Here is a 19262-nt window from a genome sequence, read left to right on the forward strand (position 1 = left end):
TGCCGAGGCAATGGTCCAGACCGCCAGAGCCCCGTCGGCCCCATGGCGGCCGAACTCCGGCGTTCCGCGTCCGCGGCGCGGCCCGCCCGGCCGCCCGGCGGGGTCCGGCCGGACCCCGCCGGGCCGGGAGCGTCAGGAGCCCGAGATGCTCGGGGCGCCGGTCTCGATGTGGCCCGTGTAGCGGCGCGACCAGGTGCCGTCGGAGTCGGCGAGGATCGTGAAGTCGTACCAGCCGTTGCTGTACGCCACCGCGTTGAAGTAGTCCTCGGTGGAGGAGTTCGCGGCGACGGTGTAGGTCCACGGGCCGTCGGTGCGGTAGGCGTTCGAGCGGATCGTGAAGGTGACCGGCGAGGCCGAGGCGTTGGTCATCTTGAACCAGATCGCGGTCTTGCCCGTGCCCGCCTCGACGGCGAAGCGGGCCGCGACCTCCAGCGACTTGCCCGGCTTCGTGGCGTCGCCGAGGAAGCGGCGCAGGAAGCGGTTCGGGCCGTACATCGAGATGTCGTACTTGCCGGAGCCGCTGCCGAGCCCGATGTTGAAGTAGTCGCTCGACGTGGCGCCCGGGTCGACCGTGTACTGCCAGGCGGCCGTGTCCCGGTACTGGTGCGGGTGGATCGAGAAGTGCGCCGGCCGCTTCGCCTCGGTGCCCTGGTTGGTCATGGAGAACCAGGCCAGGATCTTGCCGGCCGCGCCGAACTCCAGCCGGTCCATGTTGCCGTTCACCTGGTACGGCAGGGCCCGCGCCGGGCGGGTGCCGGGCTCCTGCGCCGGGAGGGCGTTGTCCTGCGGCGCCGGGTTGGGCAGCGGACCGCAGGTCGACTGGCCGATGACCTTCGCCGTGCCGGGCAGGCCCGCGGGCACCCCGTAGACCGGGTGCGCGAAGTCGAAGACACCGGTCAGGTCGCCCACCACCTTGCGGCGCCAGGCGCTGATGTTCGGGCAGGTGGCGGGGGTGCCGAGGGCGGCCGTCCACGTCTCCATGAAGCGCAGCACGGAGGTGTGGTCGAAGACCTCGGAACTGACCCAGCCGCCCCGCGTCCACGGCGACATCACGATCATGGGTACGCGGAAGCCGAGCCCGACCGGGATGCCGTCGATGTACTCGCCGGGGGTGCCCGGCGGGGCGACCGGCGGCGCCACGTGGTCGAAGAAGCCGTCGTTCTCGTCGTAGTTGAGGAACAGGACGGTGGAGTCGAAGACCTCCGGGTTCGCGGCGAGCGCCCGGTAGACCAGGTCGACGAAGTGCGCGCCGTCGCCGGGCGGGGCGTACGGGTGCTCGGAGAAGGCCTCGTTCGCCACCACCCACGAGACCTGCGGGAGGGTTCCGGCAACGACGTCGGCGCGGATGGCGGCGGCGATGTCGTCCGGGGTGGAGCCGGTCACCTTGGGCACGGAGCCCATGCCGCGGTCCCACAGCGGGTCGCCGGGCTTGGCGTCGGTGAACTTCTTGAAGTAGGCGAGCCCGTTGTCCCCGTAGTTGTCCTGGGCGTTCTGGTAGACCTTCCAGGTCATGCCCGCCCGCTGGAGGGCCTCCGCGTACGTCTCCCAGGTCAGTCCGGACTCGTCGCCGCCGTCCTTGCTGCCCGCGTCGACCTTGCCGCTCCACAGGAAGGTGCGGTTGGGACCGGTCGCGCTGAGCGTGGAGCAGAAGTAGGCGTCGCAGATCGTGTAGTTGTCGGCGAGCCCGTAGTGGAAGGGGATGTCCCCGCGGTCGAGGTAGCCGAGGGTGTGGGTCTTGCCGACGGCGGTGACCCAGTTGTCCATCCGGCCCTTGTTCCAGGCTCCGTGCTGCGAGCTCCAGCTGTGCGGGAGGTCGCCGGTGCACTGGGCGAGGGTCTCGCTGTCGGCCCCGCCGGCCGGAGGGGTGGAGGACAGCTTGAACGGGTACTGGCGGGCGCCCCAGTTGTACTGGTTGAAGGTGCCCCAGCCGCCCGGGATGTTGCCGGCGGCGCGGTCGCCGAAGCCGCGGACACCCTTCAGCTTGCCGAAGTAGTGGTCGAAGCTGCGGTTCTCCTGCATCAGGATCACGACGTGCTTCACATCGGTGATGGTGCCGGTCGCGGCGGCCGCGGCCGCCGTCGTCGGCAGCAGCGGGGGCAGGGCCGCCCCGGCCACCAGCCCCGCGCCGATTCCCACGAAACCTCTGCGGCTGATCGGTGTCACTGAGTCCTCGCCTCCAACTCCAGTGCCCGGTTGGCACATTGACGCAAAGAGTGGCGGCAGTCGATGCAAAGGTCTACATCCGTGCGGTAAGAACTCGGTGAACATCCGGGTGGCCGGAATCAGTCGTCGATCCGCACGAGCATCTTGCCCAGATTGTCCCCCCGGAACAGGCCCAGGAAGGCGTCCACCGTGTGATCGAAGCCCTGTACAACGGTGGTGTCCGTGCCGATCCGACCACTGCGCAGGTGCGGGACGAGGAAGTCCTCCAGCTCCTCCTGGAGATTGGTGTGATGACGAACCAATACCCCTTCCAGTCGCAGTGACTTGTGTACGACCTCGAAGAGGTTGCGGGGAGCGGCCGGGGACCGGTCGCCGTTGTACATCGAGAGGGCGCCGACCCAGGCGATCCGCCCGTGCTCGCGCAGCACGTCGATCGCGCCCTCCAAGTGGTCCCCGCCGACGTTGTCCACGTAGACGTCGATGCCGTCGGGGGCGGCCTTCGCGAGCTGCTCGCCGACCGGCCCGTCGTGGTAGTCGAAGGCGGCGTCGAAGCCCAGCGTTCCGGTCAGGTGGCGGACCTTCGCCGCCGAACCGGCGCTGCCGATGATCCGGCGGGCACCGAGCAGCCGGGCGATGCGGCCGGTGGCCGTGCCGACGCCGCCCGCCGCGGCCGAGACGAAGAGGTCCTCGCCCTCGCGCAGGCCCGCGGTCCGGGTCAGCGCGGCGTACGCGGTCAGGCCGGTGCCGCCGAGGATCGAGAGGTACGCCTCCAGGGGGACGCCCTCGTGGCCGCGCAGCCTGCGCGTGCCGTCCGTGCCCTGGGTGACCAGGGCGTGCGTGCGCCAGCCCGCACGGTGGAAGACGAGGTCGCCCTCGGCCAGGCCCGGATCGCGGGAGGCGATGACGCGGCCCACGGAGCGGCCTTCGAGCGGGGCTCCGAGCGCGAAGCCGCCCTCGCCGCCGTCCATCAACCCGCGGTGGTACGGGTCCACGGAGAGCAGCAGGTTGCGCACGAGAGCGGTACCGGGCTCCGGCTCGGGCACGGGGGTGCGGACGTACGCGAAGTCGGAGGCGGAGGGGAAGCCGGTCGGGCGGGCGATCTGATGGACGGCGTACGCGGTGGTGTTCGTGGTCATGACGCAGACGCTAGGAAGGAATCACCGGGCCGGGCAGGGGGTTCGGTTCATGGAAGCGGCACATCCATGAACAGCGCTCATAGAACGAGGTGACGGCCATGACAGCCGGCGAGTTGGCGCCGAGGGAACTGCGGGTCCTGGTCGCCGTCGCCGACAGCGGCGGCTTCTCCGCCGCGGCGGCCGTGCTCGGCCTCACCCAGTCGGCCGTCTCGCACTCCGTGCGCGGCAGCGAGACCAGGCTCGGCGCGGTCCTCTTCGAGCGCGGCCGCGGCGGAGCCTCGCCCACCGCGGCCGGGGAACGGGCGGTCGGCCACGCCCGCCGGATCCTGAGGCTGTACGAGGTCATGGGCGCGGAGGTGCGCGGCGCGGGCCGAGGCGCGGACCCGGTGGAGGGCGTGCTCCGCATCGCCGCCTTCCGCAGTGCGGCCCTGCACCTGCTGCCGCCCGCCCTGGAGCGGCTCACCGCCCGCCACCCCGGCATCCGCCCCGAGGTCAGGGTGGTCCGGGAGATCGGGCCCGGCACGGCGGGGGAGGTGGCGGCGGGCCGCGCGGACCTCGGCATCGCCACCCTGGGCGCCTCGCCGGGGCTGCCGCCGGGTCTGCTGAGCGGGGTGCTGGTGGAGGAGGCGTACTCGCTGGTGCACCCGGCGGGGCACCCCGAACCGAAGGCGCTGCCCCTGATGGACTGGGACGAGAACTGCGGCTCGTACACCCGGGCCTGGTGGCTGGCCCAGGACTGGATCCCCCGGGCCACCGTCAAGGCCGAGGACGACGCGATGGTGCTGACCATGGTCGGCCGCGGCCTTGGCATGGCGATCATGCCCGAGCTGTCCCTGCGGGAGGCGACCGAGGCCGTCGACATCACCTGTCTGGGCCCCGAGGGGCCGGTGAGACGCGTGGGATACGTCACCACACCGGAATCGGCTGCCACTCTCGCCGTAAGGGCTCTGATCAGGGAACTTCGCTCCACAAACGGCTGAAAACGGAGCCTCTGGAGCGTGCTTCCGGGCGACTCCGCGTCTCAGATAGTAGGAAGTCCGAGTAATTGCGGAGACAGACAGCGGGAGCTGCCCTAGCTTTGTATGAGCCGAACGTCTCGCCGATCAGGCGAATGGCGGTAGAGGGCGCGCGCCCCGGCAGGCAACCCCTGCGGCGCATCGCCCCCCGCCTCTTCCGGCGCCTTGAAGGAACCCCTCATCCGTGGCCCCGCCACGCCGTGATCTCAAGGAGTCGATCACCCATGAAGACCGTCACCACCGCAGCCCGCCGCGTCCGCCGCTCCTCCACGGCCGACGTCGACCGCAAGAACGCCGCCGCCGCCCTCCAGCGCGCGCTCGACCGCCGTGACAACGGCGGGGCAACCGGCCACTGATCAACCCGCTCATCGGACATATTGCGGCCACGCGTCCACATGGTGGACGCAATGTGTCTGAGGGCTGGGACAGGGAGTACGGTCTTGCCATGTCGACCAGCATCAATCTCGCAGTGATCCCCGGTGATGGCATCGGCCAGGAAGTCGTGGCTCAGGGCCTCAAGGTCCTTACCGCGGTCCTGCCCCAGGATGTGAAGCTGGAGACCAAGGAATACGACCTCGGCGCCCAGCGCTGGCACCGCACCGGTGAAACCCTCCCGGACGCGGAGCTCGAAGCCCTCAAGCACCACGACGCGATCCTGCTGGGCGCCATCGGCGACCCCTCGGTCCCGTCCGGCGTGCTGGAGCGCGGTCTGCTGCTGAAGCTCCGCTTCGCCTTCGACCACTTCATCAACCTGCGCCCGTCGAAGCTCTTCCCGAACACGGCCACCCCGCTGGCCGGTCGTCCGGAGATCGACTTCGTCGTGGTCCGCGAGGGCACCGAGGGTCCGTACACCGGCAACGGCGGCAGCCTGCGCACCGGCACCCCCGCCGAGGTGGCCACCGAGGTCAGCATCAACACCGCGTACGGTGTCGAGCGCGTCGTCCGTGACGCGTACGAGCGGGCCAACGCCCGCCCCCGCAAGAAGCTGACCCTGGTCCACAAGAACAACGTCCTCGTGTACGCGGGCCACATGTGGAAGAACATCTTCGACAAGGTCGGCCAGGAGTACCCCGAGGTCACCACCGACTACCTGCACGTCGACGCCGCGACGATCTTCTTCGTCACCCAGCCCGAGCGCTTCGACGTCATCGTGACGGACAACCTCTTCGGTGACATCCTCACCGACCTGGCCGCCGCCGTGACCGGCGGCATCGGCCTCGCCGCCTCCGGGAACATCAACCCGACCGGCGCGTTCCCGTCCATGTTCGAGCCCGTCCACGGCTCTGCCCCGGACATCGCCGGCACCGGCAAGGCCGACCCGACCGCGACGATCCTCTCCGTGGCCCTCCTGCTGCGTCACCTGGGCTACGAGGCCCAGGCCGTCCGCATCGAGGACGCGGTCTCCGCCGACCTGGCGGAGCGCGACGGCACCTTCCGCTCCACCGACGCGATCGGCGACGCCCTCGCCGCTCGAGTAGCCGGCTGACCCGGCCGCACCACTCCAGGAAGCCGTCGGGTCACACAGGCGACCCGGCGGCTTTTCCTGCGCGGCCACGGGTGCCACCATCTCCCCTGGGCCGCTGTCCCCGCTTCTCCGAAGCCCACGCTCGCGCGATAATCGAACGCGAGACCGCGGAATGCGGGGATGCTCGGACGTCCTAGTACTCCGTGAGCGCGGTCCGCCATACACAACCGGTGAAGGACAAGCACTCATGACGACGCCCACGATCGAGCTCAAGCCCTCCTCGCACCCGCTGTCCGACGCGGAGCGCGAGGCGATCCTGGCCAGCCCCGGCTTCGGCCGCCACTTCACCGACCACATGGTGACGGTCAAGTGGACCGAGGGGCGCGGCTGGCACGACGCGGAGCTGGTCCCGTACGCGCCGCTGTCGATCGACCCGGCGAACATGACCCTGCACTACGCGCAGACCATCTTCGAGGGCCTCAAGGCGTACAAGCAGCCCGACGGCACCGTCGCCACCTTCCGCCCCGAGGCCAACGCCGAGCGCTTCCAGGCCTCCGCGCGCCGCATGGCGATGCCGGAGCTCCCCACCGAGTTGTTCATCGAAGCCTGCGACGTCCTCGTCCAGCAGGACCGGGCCTGGGTGCCGGACTCCGGCGAGGCCTCGCTGTACCTGCGGCCCTTCATGTTCGCCTCCGAGGTCGGGCTCGGTGTCCGCCCGGCGAACGAGTTCCTCTTCATCGTCATCGCCTCGCCCGCCGGCGCGTACTTCCCCGGCGGCGTGAAGCCCGTCTCCGTCTGGCTCTCCGAGGAGTACGTCCGGGCGGCGAAGGGCGGCACCGGCGCGGCCAAGACCGGCGGCAACTACGCGGCGTCCCTCGTCGCCCAGGCCCAGGCCGCCTCGCACGGCTGCGACCAGGTGGTCTGGCTCGACGCCGTCGAGCACCGCTGGATCGAGGAAATGGGCGGGATGAACCTGTACTTCGTGTACGGCGACCGCATCGTCACCCCCGAGCTCACCGGCTCCCTCCTCCCGGGCATCACCCGCGACTCCCTCCTCACCATCGCCCGCGACCTCGGCTACACCGCCGAGGAGGGCCGCCTGACCACCGAGGACTGGGAGCGCGACAACGCGAACGGCACCCTCACCGAGGTGTTCGCCTGCGGCACGGCGGCCGTGATCACCCCGGTCGGCTCGGTCAAGTCCGCGCGCGCCAACTGGATCCAGGGCGACGGCGAGCCGGGCGAGGTCACCATGAAGCTCCGCAAGGCCCTCCTGGACCTCCAGACGGGCCGCGCCTCCGACGCCCACGGCTGGATGCACCCGCTGGGCTAGTCCCGCGGTGGAACACGAGAAGGGCCCGCCTCCCGATCGGGAGGCGGGCCCTTCGTGTGTACGGGGCGGGCTCAGACGGCGGCGGCCACCGGCTCCGGCTCCTCGGCGGCCGGTGCGGGGACGGTCGCCGGGGCCGTACGGGCGGTCAGGACCGTGTAGACCAGGCCGCCGACCAGACCGGAGAGGACGAAGGAGCAGTCCACGCCGCCGGTGAGGGCGAGCAGCGGGCCCTCGTAGAAGGGGGTGGTCACCGCGAGCAGGCCGGCGACGGCGCCGATCGCCCACGAGGCGGTGGCGGCGACGTTCCAGCCGCCGCGGTACCAGTAGATCCCGCCGACCGAACGGCGGTTGAAGACCTGGAGGGCGTCGGCGTCGTACCGGCCCCGGCAGCGGACGTAACCGATCAGGGTGATCACGGCCCAGGGGGTGCCGATCGCGGTCAGCACCAGCACGAACGAGGTCATCGCCGACTGGACGTCCCACTCGAAGGAGCCGATGAAGACGAAAGCGGTGGCGACGGACGCGGCGATCACGGTGGCCTTGGTGCGGGTGGCCTTGGGGACGATCGCGTCCAGGTCGAGGCCCATGGAGTAGAGCATCAGTCCGGCGTTGCCCACGGAGCCGGCCGCGGCGGCGGCGAACAGCGGGAGCAGGTACCAGACCGGCGAGGCGTCGACCAGCGGCCCGGCGTAGTCGGCACCGGCCTTCGCGGCGAGCGCGGTGTAGGTGCCGAAGAGCTGCGGCACCAGCAGGCCGACGAGCAGGCCGAGGCAGGTGGCCCAGTACACCTTGCGGGAGCTGTGCCTGGTGGGGGAGATGTAGCGGGTGTAGTCGCCGAGCAGGGTGATGAAGGCGACGGGACCGCTCAGACCGGCGGCGACGGCGGCCAGCAGCCAGGTCGGCCAGAAGGAGCCCAGCAGGTAGGAGGTCTCCGGCGGCGCGGCGGTGGTGAAGTCCGGGGCGTACGCGTAGATGCCGATGGCCAGCAGGACCACCATGCCGATGGACAGCACCTTGCTCATGCGCAGCAGCAGTCGGTAGCCGAAGACGGCCCCGACGACGGTACACGCGGCCAGTACGCCGTACATCACGGCCCGGGAGACGCCGGTGTTCGGCAGCCCGGTCAGCCGGGACAGTACGCCGACCATCACGTCGCCGCCGATCCACAGCGTGAGGGCCGTATAGCCCAGTGCGAGCAGCAGGCCCACGATCGAGCCGACCAGCCGGCCGCGGACACCGAACTGGGCGCCGCTGGAGGTGGAGAGGTTGGTGGCGGTGCGCAGGGAGACGAGTGCCAACGGCGCGGTGAAGGCGATCCCGACGAGGGTGCCGGTCACGATGGCGGTGACCGAGGGCCACAGCCCCAGCCCGAAGGACGGGGGCAGCCAACCGAAGACGATCACACCGAGGCAGAGGTTGGAGCCGAGGAGGATCGAGATCAGGTCACGGGGACCGCTCGTCCGTTCCTCCTCCGGGATGGTGTCGACTCCGCGCTGTTCGATGGGCATGGGGGGACTCCCTTGGCAGGGCGGGGGGCGGTTGTGCATTCGTTTGAGCGACACTCAATGTGACTTACTCCCTGGTCTCAGGTCAATGATTCCTTGCGAGGAAATGAAGAGTTAGAGTGATGCTCTAACCCATCGACTCAAAAGGTGGTGGATCGGCGTGCGGCTGACCCCTACGGAGCGCGACCGGCTGCTGCTCCGCAGCGCTGCTGAACTGGCCAGGGCCCGCCGGGCCCGGGGCCTGCGGCTCAACGTCCCGGAGGCCACCGCGTTGATCGCGGACACGGTCTGCGAGGCGGCGCGCGACGGCAAGCGGCTGGCGGAGGCGATCGAGGAGGCCCGCGGCGTGCTGGGCCCCGAGGACGTCCTGCCCGGCGTGGCCGACGTGGTCACCGAGGTGCACGTGGAGGCCGTCTTCGACGACGGATCGCGTCTCGCGGTGGTCTCGTCGCCCATCCAGGGCGCCGTGCGGCTCGGCGACGACGCCCCCGGCGCGGTCGTGCCCGGCCCCGGCGTCCCCCAGCCGGAACCGGTGCTGAACCTGCGGGTGCGCAACACCGCCCCCGTGCCGGTCAGCGTCACCTCCCACTTCCACTTCTTCGAGGCCAACCCCCGCCTCGACTTCGACCGCGCCGCCGCCTACGGCATGCGGCTGTGCGTTCCGGCCGGCTCGTCCGTCCGGTTCGACCCCCACGGCGAGGGCGAGGTCGGCCTGGTCCCGATCGGCGGCGACCGCATCGCGATCGGTTTCGCGGGCCTGGTCGACGGCCCGCTCGACGCCCCCGGCGCCAAGGCCGAGGCCCTGCGCCGGGCCGCCGCCTGCGGCTACCTGGGCGTGGCCGACACCACCGCAGGCGCCCCGGAAGGAGATCAGGCGTGAGCCGTCAGACCCCCCACACCGACCACAGCGCGCACTGCGCCCCCGGCAGCCGCCACATCGACCCCCACGAGTACGCCTCCGTCTTCGGCCCCCGCGCCGGCGACCGGGTGCGGCTCGGCGACTCCGGCCTCACCGTCCGGGTGGAGTCCGACGCGCAGAAGCCCGGGGACGAGTTCCTGGCCGGCTTCGGCAAGACCGCCCGTGACGGCCTGCACCTGAAGGCCGCCGCGGTCCGCGAGACCTGCGACGTGGTCATCAGCAACGTGCTGGTGATCGACGCGGTGCTCGGCATCCGGAAGGTCTCCATCGGCATCCGCGAGGGCCGGATCCACGCGATCGGCCGGGCCGGCAACCCCGACACCCTCGACGGTGTCGACGTGGTCGTCGGCACGGGCACGTCCATCGTCTCCGGAGAGGGCCTCATCGCCACCGCCGGCGCCGTGGACACCCACGTGCACCTGCTCTCCCCGCGCGTCATGGAGGCCTCGCTCGCCGCGGGCGTCACCACGATCATCGGCCAGGAGTTCGGCCCGGTCTGGGGCGTCGGCGTGAACTCCCCGTGGGCCCTGAAGCACGCCTTCGGCGCCTTCGACGCCTGGCCCGTCAACATCGGCTTCCTCGCCCGTGGTTCCTCCTCCGACGCGGCTCCCCTCGTCGAGGCCCTCGCCGAGGGCGGCGCCTGCGGCTTCAAGGTCCACGAGGACATGGGCGCCCACACCCGCGCCCTGGACACCGCGCTGCGCGTGGCCGAGGAGCACGACGTACAGGTCGCCCTGCACAGCGACGGCCTGAACGAATGCCTCTCCGTCGAGGACACCTTGCGGGTGCTGGAGGGCCGGACCATCCACGCCTTCCACATCGAGGGCTGCGGCGGCGGGCACGTCCCGAACGTGCTCAAGATGGCGGGCGTGCCGAACGTCATCGGCTCCTCCACCAACCCCACCCTGCCCTTCGGCCGGGACGCGGTCGCCGAGCACTACGGCATGATCGTCTCCGTCCACGACCTCAAGCCGGACCTCCCCGGCGACGCCGCCATGGCCCGGGACCGGATCCGCGCGGGCACCATGGGCGCCGAGGACGTACTGCACGACCTGGGCGCGATCGGCATCACCTCCTCCGACGCCCAGGGCATGGGCCGCGCGGGCGAGACCGTACGTCGGACCTTCGCCATGGCCGCCAAGATGAAGGGCGAGCTCGGCCCCCTGGACGGCGACGGCGAGGGCGACGACAACGCCCGCGTGCTGCGCTACATGGCCAAGCTGACCATCAACCCGGCCATCGCCCACGGCCTCGCCCACGAGATCGGCTCCATCGAGGTCGGCAAGCTCGCCGACATCGTGCTGTGGCGCCCCCAGTTCTTCGGCGCCAAGCCGCAGCTGGTCCTCAAGTCCGGCTTCCCGGCGTACGGGGTCACCGGCGACCCCAACGCGGCCACCGACACCTGCGAACCGCTGGTCCTCGGACCGCAGTTCGGCTCGTACGGGGCCACGGCCGCCGACATCTCCGTCGCCTTCGTCTCGGCCGCCGCGGCGGCCCTGGGCAGCGACGAGATGCCGACCCGCAGGCGCCGGGTCGCCGTCCGGGGCACCCGCGGCATCGGCCCCAAGGACCTGCTCCTCAACTCCCGGGTGGGCGCGGTCGATGTGGACGCGCGCAGCGGCCTCGTCTCCCTGGACGGGGAACCGCTGCGCTCCGAAGCGGCCGATTCGGTCTCCCTCAACCGCCTGTACTTCCTCTGAGCAGCCTGCCAGCAAGCCCGTAAGGACCCCTCATGACCACGAACAAGCCCGTGAACGACGGATTCCGGATGCCCGCCGAGTGGACGCCCCACGAGCGCACCTGGATGGCCTGGCCGAGCCCCAACCCCACCTTCACCAACGAGCAGGAGCTCGCCGAGGCCCGCGAGGCCTGGGGAGCCGTGGCCCGCGCGGTACGCACGTACGAGCCCGTGACCCTCGTCGTCTCGCCCGGTGACGCCGAGAGCGCCCGCGCCATCGTCGGCGACGACATCCAACTGGTGGAGCGGGACCTCGACGACGCCTGGATGCGCGACATCGGCCCGACCTTCGTCACCAACGACGCGGGCGAGCTGGCGGCCGTCGACTGGACCTTCAACGGCTGGGGCGCCCAGGAATGGGCCCGCTGGGAGCACGACTCCAAGATCGCCCGGCACATCTCGGACCTGGTCGGCACCCGTACCTACAGCACCACGCTCGTCAACGAGGGCGGCGCCATCCACGTGGACGGCGAGGGCACCGTGCTCCTCACCGACACCGTCCAGCTGGGCAAGGGCCGCAACCCCGACTGGACCCGCGAGCAGGTCGAGGCCGAGATCCACGCCCACCTCGGCACCACCAAGGCGATCTGGCTCCCCTACGGCCTGGCCGGCGACTACGGCACCTACGGCACGCAGGGCCACGTCGACATCGTCGCCGCCTTCGCCCGCCCCGGCGTCGTCATGGTCCACAGCCAGCCCGACCCGGCCCACCCGGACCACGAGCGCTGCAAGACCATCGCGGCCATCCTGCGCGCGTCCACGGACGCGCAGGGCAGGCGGCTGGAGGTCGTGGAGATCCCGGCGCCGACCGTGCTGGAAGAGGACGGGGAGTGGGTGGACTACTCCTACATCAACCACTACCTGTGCAACGACGGCGTGGTCCTGTGCTCCTTCGACGACCCGCGCGACGAGGAGGCCGCCGAGATCTTCCGCGGACTGTTCCCCGAGCGGACGGTGACGCTCGTCGACGCACGTACGATTTTCGCCGGGGGTGGCGGTATCCACTGCATCACCCAGCAGCAGCCGAAGGTCTGACCCGAGGCACCACGTTCGAAGGAGTGACCATGGCGGCGGGTGGAGTACCGGTACGGGCGGCGCGCAAGAACGCGCCCCCGCGCGAGGACGTACTCGTCGCCGCCATGGCCACGATCGCCGAGCGCGGGCTGGAAGGCCTGACCATGGCCGGTCTGGGCCGCGAGGTCGGCATGAGCAGCGGCCACCTCCTCTACTACTTCCGCAGCAAGGACGAGCTCCTGCTGCAGACCCTGGAGTGGAGCGAGGCGGAACTGGGCACCGAGCGGCGCGCCCTGCTGTCCCGGCGCGGCCCGGTGCGGGAGCGGCTGGCCGCGTACGTGGACCTCTACGTGCCCACGCGGGCCCGCGACCCGCACTGGACGCTGTGGCTGGAGGTCTGGAACCGCTCCCAGAACGCCGGACCCGAGGAACGCGACCGGCAGGCGGCCATCGAGGGCGCCTGGCACCGCGACCTGGTGGCCCTCCTCGCGGAGGGCATCTCGCGCGGCGAGTTCCGCCCGGTGGACGCCGATCGCTTCGCGGCGCGCACCCGGGCGCTGCTGGACGGCTTCAGCATCCAGCTGGCGGTGGGTCTGCCGACGGTCGACCGCGCCGGGATCCTGGACCACGTCCGCGAATACCTCACGGAAGCCCTGACCCCGTAGCCGCCGCCGTCGCCTCAGGCCGGCGGGGCCGGATCGGCCCCCGCGCCCGGCGACGGCGCGTGTCAGGGTGCGGGCAGCCCGGTGCCCGCATGCTGAGATCGCTGTCCATCCGCGGCGAGCGGTATGGCACACTGCGAGCGTGCCTGCTCAGCTCATGATTATCGCCAGCAGCGCGCCGGTCCTCAGTGGCCGCTGAACCGTGGAAGACCTTCGCGGGATGCGGCCACCGTGCCCCAGACCCGCGCGCAAACCTCTCGCACCCGCGAGAGGTTTTTTCGTTTCCCGGCCTCATCCATGCCGGGACGTGAACGCGCGCGATGATGGGGGCAGTGGATCCCGGACATCCGGAACCACTCATCCGACAGGAGTCAGATCAGCATGACGACGACACCAGAGGCGGCAGCCGTGCTGTCCGGGGGCCTGGACGACAGCTTCCACGTCTTCGACACCACCCTGCGCGACGGCGCCCAGCGCGAGGGCATCAACCTCACGGTCGCGGACAAGCTGACGATCGCCCGGCACCTGGACGAGTTCGGCGTGGGCTTCATCGAAGGCGGCTGGCCCGGCGCCAACCCCCGCGACACGGAGTTCTTCGCCCGCGCCCAGGCGGAGATCGACTTCAAGAACGCCCAGCTCGTCGCCTTCGGCGCGACCCGCCGCGCCGGCGGTTCGGCCGCCACGGACCCGCAGGTTCGGGCGCTGCTGGAATCCGGCGCCCCGGTGATCACCCTCGTCGCCAAGTCCCACGACCGCCACGTCGAGCTCGCCCTGCGCACCACCCTCGACGAGAACGTGGAGATGGTCCGCGACACCGTCTCCTACCTGGTCGGCCAGGGGCGCCGCGTCTTCGTCGACTGCGAGCACTTCTTCGACGGCTACCGCGCCAACGCCGAGTACGCCAAGTCCGTCGTGCGTGCCGCCCACGAGGCCGGCGCCGACGTCGTCATCCTCTGCGACACCAACGGCGGCATGCTGCCCGCCCAGGTGACCGCGACCGTCGCCACCGTCCTCGCCGACACCGGCGCCCGCCTCGGCATCCACGCCCAGGACGACACCGGGTGCGCCGTCGCCAACACCCTCGCGGCCGTCGACGCCGGCGCCACGCACGTCCAGTGCACGGCGAACGGCTACGGCGAGCGCGTCGGCAACGCCAACCTCTTCCCCGTCGTCGCCGCCCTGGAGATCAAGTACGGGCGCCAGGTCCTCCCCGAGGGCGCGCTGGCCGAGATGACCCGTATCTCGCACGCCATCGCCGAGGTCGTGAACCTCACCCCCTCCACGCACCAGCCGTACGTCGGCCTCTCCGCCTTCGCGCACAAGGCCGGCCTGCACGCCTCGGCCATCAAGGTCGACCCGGACCTCTACCAGCACATCGACCCCGAGCGGGTCGGCAACACCATGCGCATGCTGGTCTCCGACATGGCCGGCCGGGCCTCCATCGAGCTCAAGGGCAAGGAGCTCGGCGTCGACCTCAACGGGGACCGCGCGCTGATCTCCCGGGTCGTGGAGCGGGTCAAGGAGCGGGAGCTCCAGGGCTACACGTACGAGGCGGCCGACGCCTCCTTCGAGCTGCTGCTGCGCGCGGAGGCCGAGGGCCGGGCCCGCAAGTACTTCCGGGTCGAGTCCTGGCGCGCGATCGTCGAGGACCGCCCGGACGGCACCCACGCCAACGAGGCCACGGTCAAGCTGTGGGCCAAGGGCGAGCGGATCGTCGCCACGGCGGAGGGCAACGGCCCCGTCAACGCGCTGGACCGCGCGCTGCGGGTCGCCCTGGAGCGCTTCTACCCCCAGCTGGCCAAGTTCGAGCTGATCGACTACAAGGTCCGCATCCTGGAGGGCAAGCACGGCACGGAGTCCACGACCCGCGTCCTGATCTCCACGACGGACGGCAGCCGCGAGTGGTCCACGGTCGGCGTCGCGGAGAACGTGATCGCCGCCTCCTGGCAGGCCCTGGAGGACGCCTTCACCTACGGCCTGCTCCACGCGGGTGTGGAGCCGACCGAGTAGTCCCCGTGCCCGCCCGCCAGGGCGGGCTTATGTCCCATTCACACAAGAGTTAGCCCATTCGGGTAGCTTCATGTGTATGAGGACCAGGCTGATAACCGTACGCATGGGATCGGTGCTGTCCGGTCTGCTGTTGGCCCTGTCGGCGACCGCCCTGCTGGTCGCCCCGCAGGCGTCCGCCGACACGGGCGTCGCCGCCGTGGGGGAGGCCCTCAAGCGCGGGCCCGTCTACGTCGACCCCCGGGCCGAGGCCCAGTTGCCGAAGGCCCGGGCGGACGCGCTGGCGAAGAAGATCAAGGACGCCGACAAGCCCGTCTTCGTCGCCGTGCTGCCGAACACCGCCGAGTACCCCGCGGACAAGGTGCTCGGCGCGGTCCGCGCCGAGACCGGGATCACCGGGCTCTACGCGATCCGGCTCGGCGACGGTTTCAACGCCGGGGCCGACCGGGCCGTCATGCCCACGAACGCCGTGCGCAACCTGACCGACGCGGTGAAGGTGGGGTCGCCGGACGCGAGCACGCAGCTCGACAACTTCGTGGACCAGGCGCTCGGCCAGGCCAAGGGCCGCGCCCCCGCCTCCTGGGGCGGCACCGGGGCCGACTCCGGCGCCCCCGTCGGCGGGCTGATCACCCTCGCCGCGGTCGCCGCGGTCGGCGGCGGCGGTGCGTACGCGCTGGTGCGGCGCAACCGGAAGAAGAAGGAAGAGGCCCGGCGCGAGGCGATCGAGCGGCTCGGCGTGGTCGTCGACGAGGACATCACGGCCTTCGGCGAGGAGCTGGAACGGCTCGACTTCCACCCCGGCGAGCCCGGCGCCGACGACGCCATGCGGGGGGACTACGAGCAGGGGCTCGACTCGTACGAGAAGGCCAAGCAGATCATGGCCTCGGTCCGGTACCCGGAGGAGGTCAAGGGGGCCACGCAGGCCCTGGAGGACGGCCGGTACGCGCTGGCCCGTCTGGACGCGCGCCGGCAGGGCAGGCCGCTGCCCGAGCGCCGTGCGCCGTGCTTCTTCGACCCGCGCCACGGGCCGAGCACCGAGGACGCCACCTGGGCTCCCGCGGGCGGCGCCGCCCGCACCGTGCCGGTCTGCGCGGCGGACGCCGTACGGCTGCGCGACGGCCTGGACCCGGCGGTGCGCACGGTCGACACCGAGCACGGGCCGCGCCCCTACTACGACGCCGGCCCGGCGTACGGTCCCTGGGTCGGCGGCTACTTCGGCGGCGGAATCCTGCCCGGTCTGCTCATGGGCACGATGCTCGGTTCGATGATGTCCAGCCCGGCCTACGCCTCCGACTTCGGCGGCGGCAACGGCTTCGACGGCGGCTTCGACGGCGGGGACGTGTCCGGGGCCGACTTCAACCCGTCCGACTTCGGCGGCGGGGACTTCGGTGGCGGTGGCGGCTTCGACGGCGGGGGCGGGTTCGACGGCGGGGGCGGCTTCTAGCCGCCCCCGGGCTCCGGTCAGGCCTGCTTGATCGCGGAGATGTCGAAGGTCAGCTTCACCTTGTCGCTGACCATCACGCCGCCGGCCTCCAGCGCTGCGTTCCAGGTCAGGCCCCACTCGGAGCGAAGGATCTCGGCGGAGCCCTCGAAGCCCACGCGCTCGCTGCCGTAGACGTCGGTGGCGGAGCCGTTGAACTCCAGGTCGATGGAGAGCGGCCGCGTCACGTCCTTGATGGTCAGCTCGCCGGTGATGCGGTACTTGTCGCCGCCCAGCTGCGCCGCCGAGGTGGAGCGGAAGGTCATCTTCGGGAACAGCTCGGCGTCGAAGAAGTCGCTGCCCAGCAGGTGGGCGTCGCGGTCGGCGATGCCGGTGTTGACCGAACCGATCGTCACGTCGATGGAGGCGGTGGACAGGGCGGGCGCGCCGCCGTCCAGGTGCAGGCTGCCCTCGAACGCCTCGAAGGCGCCGCGGACGTTGGTGACCATGGCGTGTCGGACGGTGAAGCCGATGCTGCTGTGGGCCGGGTCGATGGCGTAGTCGCCGGTGAGGGCGGCGAGCGCCGGGTCCACCGCGGGAGCGGCGGTGACGGTGGCGGTGGCGGCGGACTGGTTGCGGCGGGTGAAGAGACCCATGACTTGCTCCTCGGTAGGTTCCCGCACGCTCTGCGCGGGTCTGTTGAATGTTCAACGACTTCAACGGGAACGACGTTAGGCCCATTCCGTTCAAATTTCAACATCTCTGCCGGGGTGTCACGCGGTTTTGTGGGAGTCGTACAAAGGACGAAGGTCCCGTCTGGTGAAGTCCATGCATCCCTTCGCCGTACTGTGCGGGCCGGACAGCGGAACACTCCGGAGACTGTGCGGAATGAACGGAGGTTTTTGACGGCCCGCTTCGTAAGGTCGGTACATGACCGTTGTGGACCAGACCCCGAGCGAGCCCACGGACGCCCGCGGGCGCGTGGCCGAGCTGCACTCCCTGCGCGAGCAGGCGCGGCGCGGCCCCAGTGACCGCGCGACCGAGACCCAGCACGCCAAGGGCAAGCTCACCGCCCGTGAGCGCATCGCGCTGCTGCTCGACGAAGGTTCCTTCAAGGAGGTCGAACAGCTCCGCCGCCACCGCGCGACCGGCTTCGGCCTGGAGGCCAAGAAGCCGTACACCGACGGTGTCATCACCGGTTGGGGCACGGTCGAGGGCCGCACGGTCTTCGTGTACGCCCACGACTTCCGCATCTTCGGCGGCGCCCTGGGCGAGGCCCACGCCACCAAGATCCACAAGATCATGGACATGGCCATCGCGGCCGGTGCCCCGCTGGTCTCCCTGAACGACGGCGCCGGCGCCCGCATCCAGGAGGGCGTCTCCGCCCTCGCCGGCTACGGCGGCATCTTCCAGCGCAACACCAAGGCCTCGGGCGTCATCCCGCAGATCTCGGTCATGCTGGGCCCGTGCGCCGGTGGCGCCGCGTACTCCCCGGCCCTCACGGACTTCGTGTTCATGGTCCGCGAGACCTCGCAGATGTTCATCACCGGCCCGGACGTGGTCCGCGCGGTGACCGGCGAGGAGATCACCCAGAACGGCCTCGGCGGCGCCGACGTGCACGCCGAGACCTCGGGCGTCGCGCACTTCGCGTACGACGACGAGGAGACCTGCATCTCCGAGGTCCGCTACCTCATCTCGATGCTGCCCTCCAACAACCGCGAGAACCCGCCCGTCCACGAGTCGAGCGACCCGGCCGACCGGCGCAGCGACGTCCTGCTGGACCTGGTCCCCGCCGACGGCAACCGCCCGTACGACATGCTCAAGGTCATCGAGGAGATCGTCGACGAGGGCGACGTCCTGGAGATCCACGAGCGCTGGGCCCGCAACATCATCTGCGCCCTGGCCCGGATGGACGGACAGGTCGTCGGCATCGTCGCCAACCAGCCCGGCCACCTCGCCGGCGTCCTCGACATCGAGGCCTCCGAGAAGGCCGCGCGCTTCGTCCAGATGTGCGACGCCTTCAACATCCCGATCATCACCCTGCTCGACGTCCCCGGCTTCCTGCCGGGCGTCGACCAGGAGCACGGCGGCATCATCCGCCACGGCGCCAAGCTGCTGTACGCGTACTGCAACGCCACCGTCCCGCGGATCTCGCTGATCCTGCGCAAGGCCTACGGCGGCGCGTACATCGTCATGGACTCCCAGTCCATCGGCGCCGACATCACCTACGCCTGGCCCACCAACGAGATCGCCGTCATGGGCGCCGAGGGCGCGGCCAACGTCATCTTCCGCAAGCAGATCGCGGACGCCGAGGACCCCGAGGCCATGCGCGTCCGCATGGTCAAGGAGTACAAGGCCGAGCTGATGCACCCGTACTACGCGGCCGAGCGCGGCCTCGTCGACGACGTCATCGACCCCGCCGAGACCCGCGAGACCCTCGTGGCCGCCCTCGCGATGCTCCGCAACAAGCACGCCGACCTGCCGTCCCGCAAGCACGGCAACCCGCCGCAGTAAGAGGAGACAAGCCACCGATGAGCACCGACACCCTGCTGCGCGTCGAAAAGGGCAACGCCGCCCCCGAGGAGCTGGCCGCGATCACCGCGATCCTGCTCGCCCGCGCTGCCGCCACCCCCGAGACCGCCGCCACCCCCCGCTCCCAGGCCGGCTGGCGCCGTCTGGAGCGCACCCCGGGCTTCCGCGCCCCGCACAGCTGGCAGGGCTGAGCCCCGAAGCCGAAAAGGCCCCGCACCCCGGAGGGTGCGGGGCCTTCCGCATGCCGTGGACAAGAACCCTCACGGCACCCGTGTACGGCCCGCGTACGGGCCCGTGTACGGCACGCGGAAGGCCCCCGTGTCGTACGACACGGGGGCCTTCGGCCGGTTCG

At 71.1% G+C, this 19262-nt stretch carries 16 protein-coding genes; 12 read left to right on the forward strand and 4 right to left on the reverse strand.

The window, feature by feature from the left end:
* Positions 1 to 132 precede the first annotated feature (132 nt).
* Positions 133 to 2163, reverse strand: coding sequence for a phosphocholine-specific phospholipase C (locus ACFYZL_RS22390; protein ID WP_384754022.1), 2031 nt, complete (start codon positions 2161 to 2163; stop codon positions 133 to 135).
* A 119-nt stretch (positions 2164 to 2282) separates the two neighbouring features.
* Complete coding sequence (locus ACFYZL_RS22395; protein ID WP_384754019.1) at positions 2283 to 3299, reverse strand: NADP-dependent oxidoreductase; 1017 nt, start codon at positions 3297 to 3299, stop codon at positions 2283 to 2285.
* 98 nt (positions 3300 to 3397) lie between these two features.
* Between ACFYZL_RS22395 and ACFYZL_RS22400 the strand changes: the two genes are divergently transcribed.
* The 4 genes from ACFYZL_RS22400 to ACFYZL_RS22415 all read left to right on the forward strand — a co-directional run bounded on the left by ACFYZL_RS22400 (position 3398) and on the right by ACFYZL_RS22415 (position 7113).
* Entirely contained in the window at positions 3398 to 4279 is an 882-nt protein-coding gene (locus ACFYZL_RS22400; RefSeq protein WP_384754016.1) for a LysR family transcriptional regulator, read from the forward strand.
* 260 nt (positions 4280 to 4539) lie between these two features.
* Positions 4540 to 4671 (forward strand): hypothetical protein, encoded by a 132-nt coding sequence (locus ACFYZL_RS22405; RefSeq protein ID WP_384754013.1) that lies wholly within the window; start codon positions 4540 to 4542, stop codon positions 4669 to 4671.
* Between the two features lie 89 nt (positions 4672 to 4760).
* Positions 4761 to 5801, forward strand: coding sequence for a 3-isopropylmalate dehydrogenase (locus ACFYZL_RS22410; RefSeq protein ID WP_384754010.1), 1041 nt, complete (start codon positions 4761 to 4763; stop codon positions 5799 to 5801).
* Positions 5802 to 6027: 226 nt separating this feature from the next.
* A complete protein-coding gene (locus tag ACFYZL_RS22415) occupies positions 6028 to 7113 on the forward strand; it encodes a branched-chain amino acid aminotransferase (RefSeq protein ID WP_384754007.1) in 1086 nt (361 codons plus the stop codon).
* 71 nt (positions 7114 to 7184) lie between these two features.
* Here ACFYZL_RS22415 and ACFYZL_RS22420 read toward each other — a convergent pair whose 3' ends face one another.
* Complete coding sequence (locus ACFYZL_RS22420; RefSeq protein WP_388681165.1) at positions 7185 to 8621, reverse strand: cytosine permease; 1437 nt, start codon at positions 8619 to 8621, stop codon at positions 7185 to 7187.
* Positions 8622 to 8778: 157 nt separating this feature from the next.
* Here ACFYZL_RS22420 and ureA point away from each other — a divergent pair, with 157 nt between their 5' ends.
* The 6 genes from ureA (at position 8779) to ACFYZL_RS22450 (ending at position 16402) form a co-directional block, all read left to right on the forward strand.
* The gene (gene ureA, locus ACFYZL_RS22425; RefSeq protein WP_388681168.1) at positions 8779 to 9498 is read left to right on the forward strand and encodes an urease subunit gamma; all 720 of its coding nucleotides are present in this window, start codon (positions 8779 to 8781) and stop codon (positions 9496 to 9498) included.
* A 56-nt stretch (positions 9499 to 9554) separates the two neighbouring features.
* Positions 9555 to 11237 carry an urease subunit alpha gene (locus tag ACFYZL_RS22430; protein WP_388681356.1) on the forward strand — a complete coding sequence of 561 codons (1683 nt, stop codon included), beginning with the start codon at positions 9555 to 9557 and terminating at the stop codon, positions 11235 to 11237.
* Between the two features lie 32 nt (positions 11238 to 11269).
* Positions 11270 to 12310, forward strand: a complete 1041-nt coding sequence (locus tag ACFYZL_RS22435; protein WP_384756645.1) for an agmatine/peptidylarginine deiminase — start codon at positions 11270 to 11272, stop codon at positions 12308 to 12310.
* Between the two features lie 29 nt (positions 12311 to 12339).
* Entirely contained in the window at positions 12340 to 12954 is a 615-nt protein-coding gene (locus tag ACFYZL_RS22440; protein WP_384756648.1) for a TetR/AcrR family transcriptional regulator, read from the forward strand.
* 378 nt (positions 12955 to 13332) lie between these two features.
* Positions 13333 to 14961: a citramalate synthase gene (cimA, locus tag ACFYZL_RS22445; protein WP_384756650.1), complete on the forward strand. Its 1629-nt coding sequence runs from the start codon at positions 13333 to 13335 to the stop codon at positions 14959 to 14961.
* A gap of 76 nt (positions 14962 to 15037) precedes the next feature.
* Positions 15038 to 16402 carry a hypothetical protein gene (locus tag ACFYZL_RS22450; protein WP_388681173.1) on the forward strand — a complete coding sequence of 455 codons (1365 nt, stop codon included), beginning with the start codon at positions 15038 to 15040 and terminating at the stop codon, positions 16400 to 16402.
* Between the two features lie 17 nt (positions 16403 to 16419).
* Here the strand turns inward: ACFYZL_RS22450 and ACFYZL_RS22455 are convergent, their stop codons facing one another.
* Positions 16420 to 17034 (reverse strand): YceI family protein, encoded by a 615-nt coding sequence (locus tag ACFYZL_RS22455; protein WP_388681175.1) that lies wholly within the window; start codon positions 17032 to 17034, stop codon positions 16420 to 16422.
* 274 nt (positions 17035 to 17308) lie between these two features.
* Here ACFYZL_RS22455 and ACFYZL_RS22460 point away from each other — a divergent pair, with 274 nt between their 5' ends.
* Both ACFYZL_RS22460 and ACFYZL_RS22465 read left to right on the forward strand, forming a co-directional pair.
* Complete coding sequence (locus tag ACFYZL_RS22460) at positions 17309 to 18892, forward strand: acyl-CoA carboxylase subunit beta (protein WP_384756658.1); 1584 nt, start codon at positions 17309 to 17311, stop codon at positions 18890 to 18892.
* Between the two features lie 17 nt (positions 18893 to 18909).
* Positions 18910 to 19101 (forward strand): acyl-CoA carboxylase subunit epsilon, encoded by a 192-nt coding sequence (locus ACFYZL_RS22465; RefSeq protein WP_376656562.1) that lies wholly within the window; start codon positions 18910 to 18912, stop codon positions 19099 to 19101.
* Positions 19102 to 19262 lie beyond the last annotated feature (161 nt).

Source organism: Streptomyces sp. NPDC001717 (assembly GCF_042892775.1).
Taxonomy (GTDB): domain Bacteria; phylum Actinomycetota; class Actinomycetes; order Streptomycetales; family Streptomycetaceae; genus Streptomyces.

Bases quoted from the DNA above. Each gene is read 5' to 3' on its own strand.
- ACFYZL_RS22395 (WP_384754019.1), bottom strand. From the start codon at position 3,299: ATGACCACGAACACCACCGCGTACGCCGTCCATCAGATCGCCCGCCCG.
- ACFYZL_RS22400 (WP_384754016.1), top strand. From the start codon at position 3,398: ATGACAGCCGGCGAGTTGGCGCCGAGGGAACTGCGGGTCCTGGTCGCC.
- ACFYZL_RS22405 (WP_384754013.1), top strand. From the start codon at position 4,540: ATGAAGACCGTCACCACCGCAGCCCGCCGCGTCCGCCGCTCCTCCACG.
- ACFYZL_RS22410 (WP_384754010.1), top strand. From the start codon at position 4,761: ATGTCGACCAGCATCAATCTCGCAGTGATCCCCGGTGATGGCATCGGC.
- ACFYZL_RS22415 (WP_384754007.1), top strand. From the start codon at position 6,028: ATGACGACGCCCACGATCGAGCTCAAGCCCTCCTCGCACCCGCTGTCC.
- ACFYZL_RS22420 (WP_388681165.1), bottom strand. From the start codon at position 8,621: ATGCCCATCGAACAGCGCGGAGTCGACACCATCCCGGAGGAGGAACGG.
- ACFYZL_RS22435 (WP_384756645.1), top strand. From the start codon at position 11,270: ATGACCACGAACAAGCCCGTGAACGACGGATTCCGGATGCCCGCCGAG.
- ACFYZL_RS22440 (WP_384756648.1), top strand. From the start codon at position 12,340: ATGGCGGCGGGTGGAGTACCGGTACGGGCGGCGCGCAAGAACGCGCCC.
- cimA (WP_384756650.1), top strand. From the start codon at position 13,333: ATGACGACGACACCAGAGGCGGCAGCCGTGCTGTCCGGGGGCCTGGAC.
- ACFYZL_RS22450 (WP_388681173.1), top strand. From the start codon at position 15,038: ATGAGGACCAGGCTGATAACCGTACGCATGGGATCGGTGCTGTCCGGT.
- ACFYZL_RS22455 (WP_388681175.1), bottom strand. From the start codon at position 17,034: ATGGGTCTCTTCACCCGCCGCAACCAGTCCGCCGCCACCGCCACCGTC.
- ACFYZL_RS22460 (WP_384756658.1), top strand. From the start codon at position 17,309: ATGACCGTTGTGGACCAGACCCCGAGCGAGCCCACGGACGCCCGCGGG.
- ACFYZL_RS22465 (WP_376656562.1), top strand. From the start codon at position 18,910: ATGAGCACCGACACCCTGCTGCGCGTCGAAAAGGGCAACGCCGCCCCC.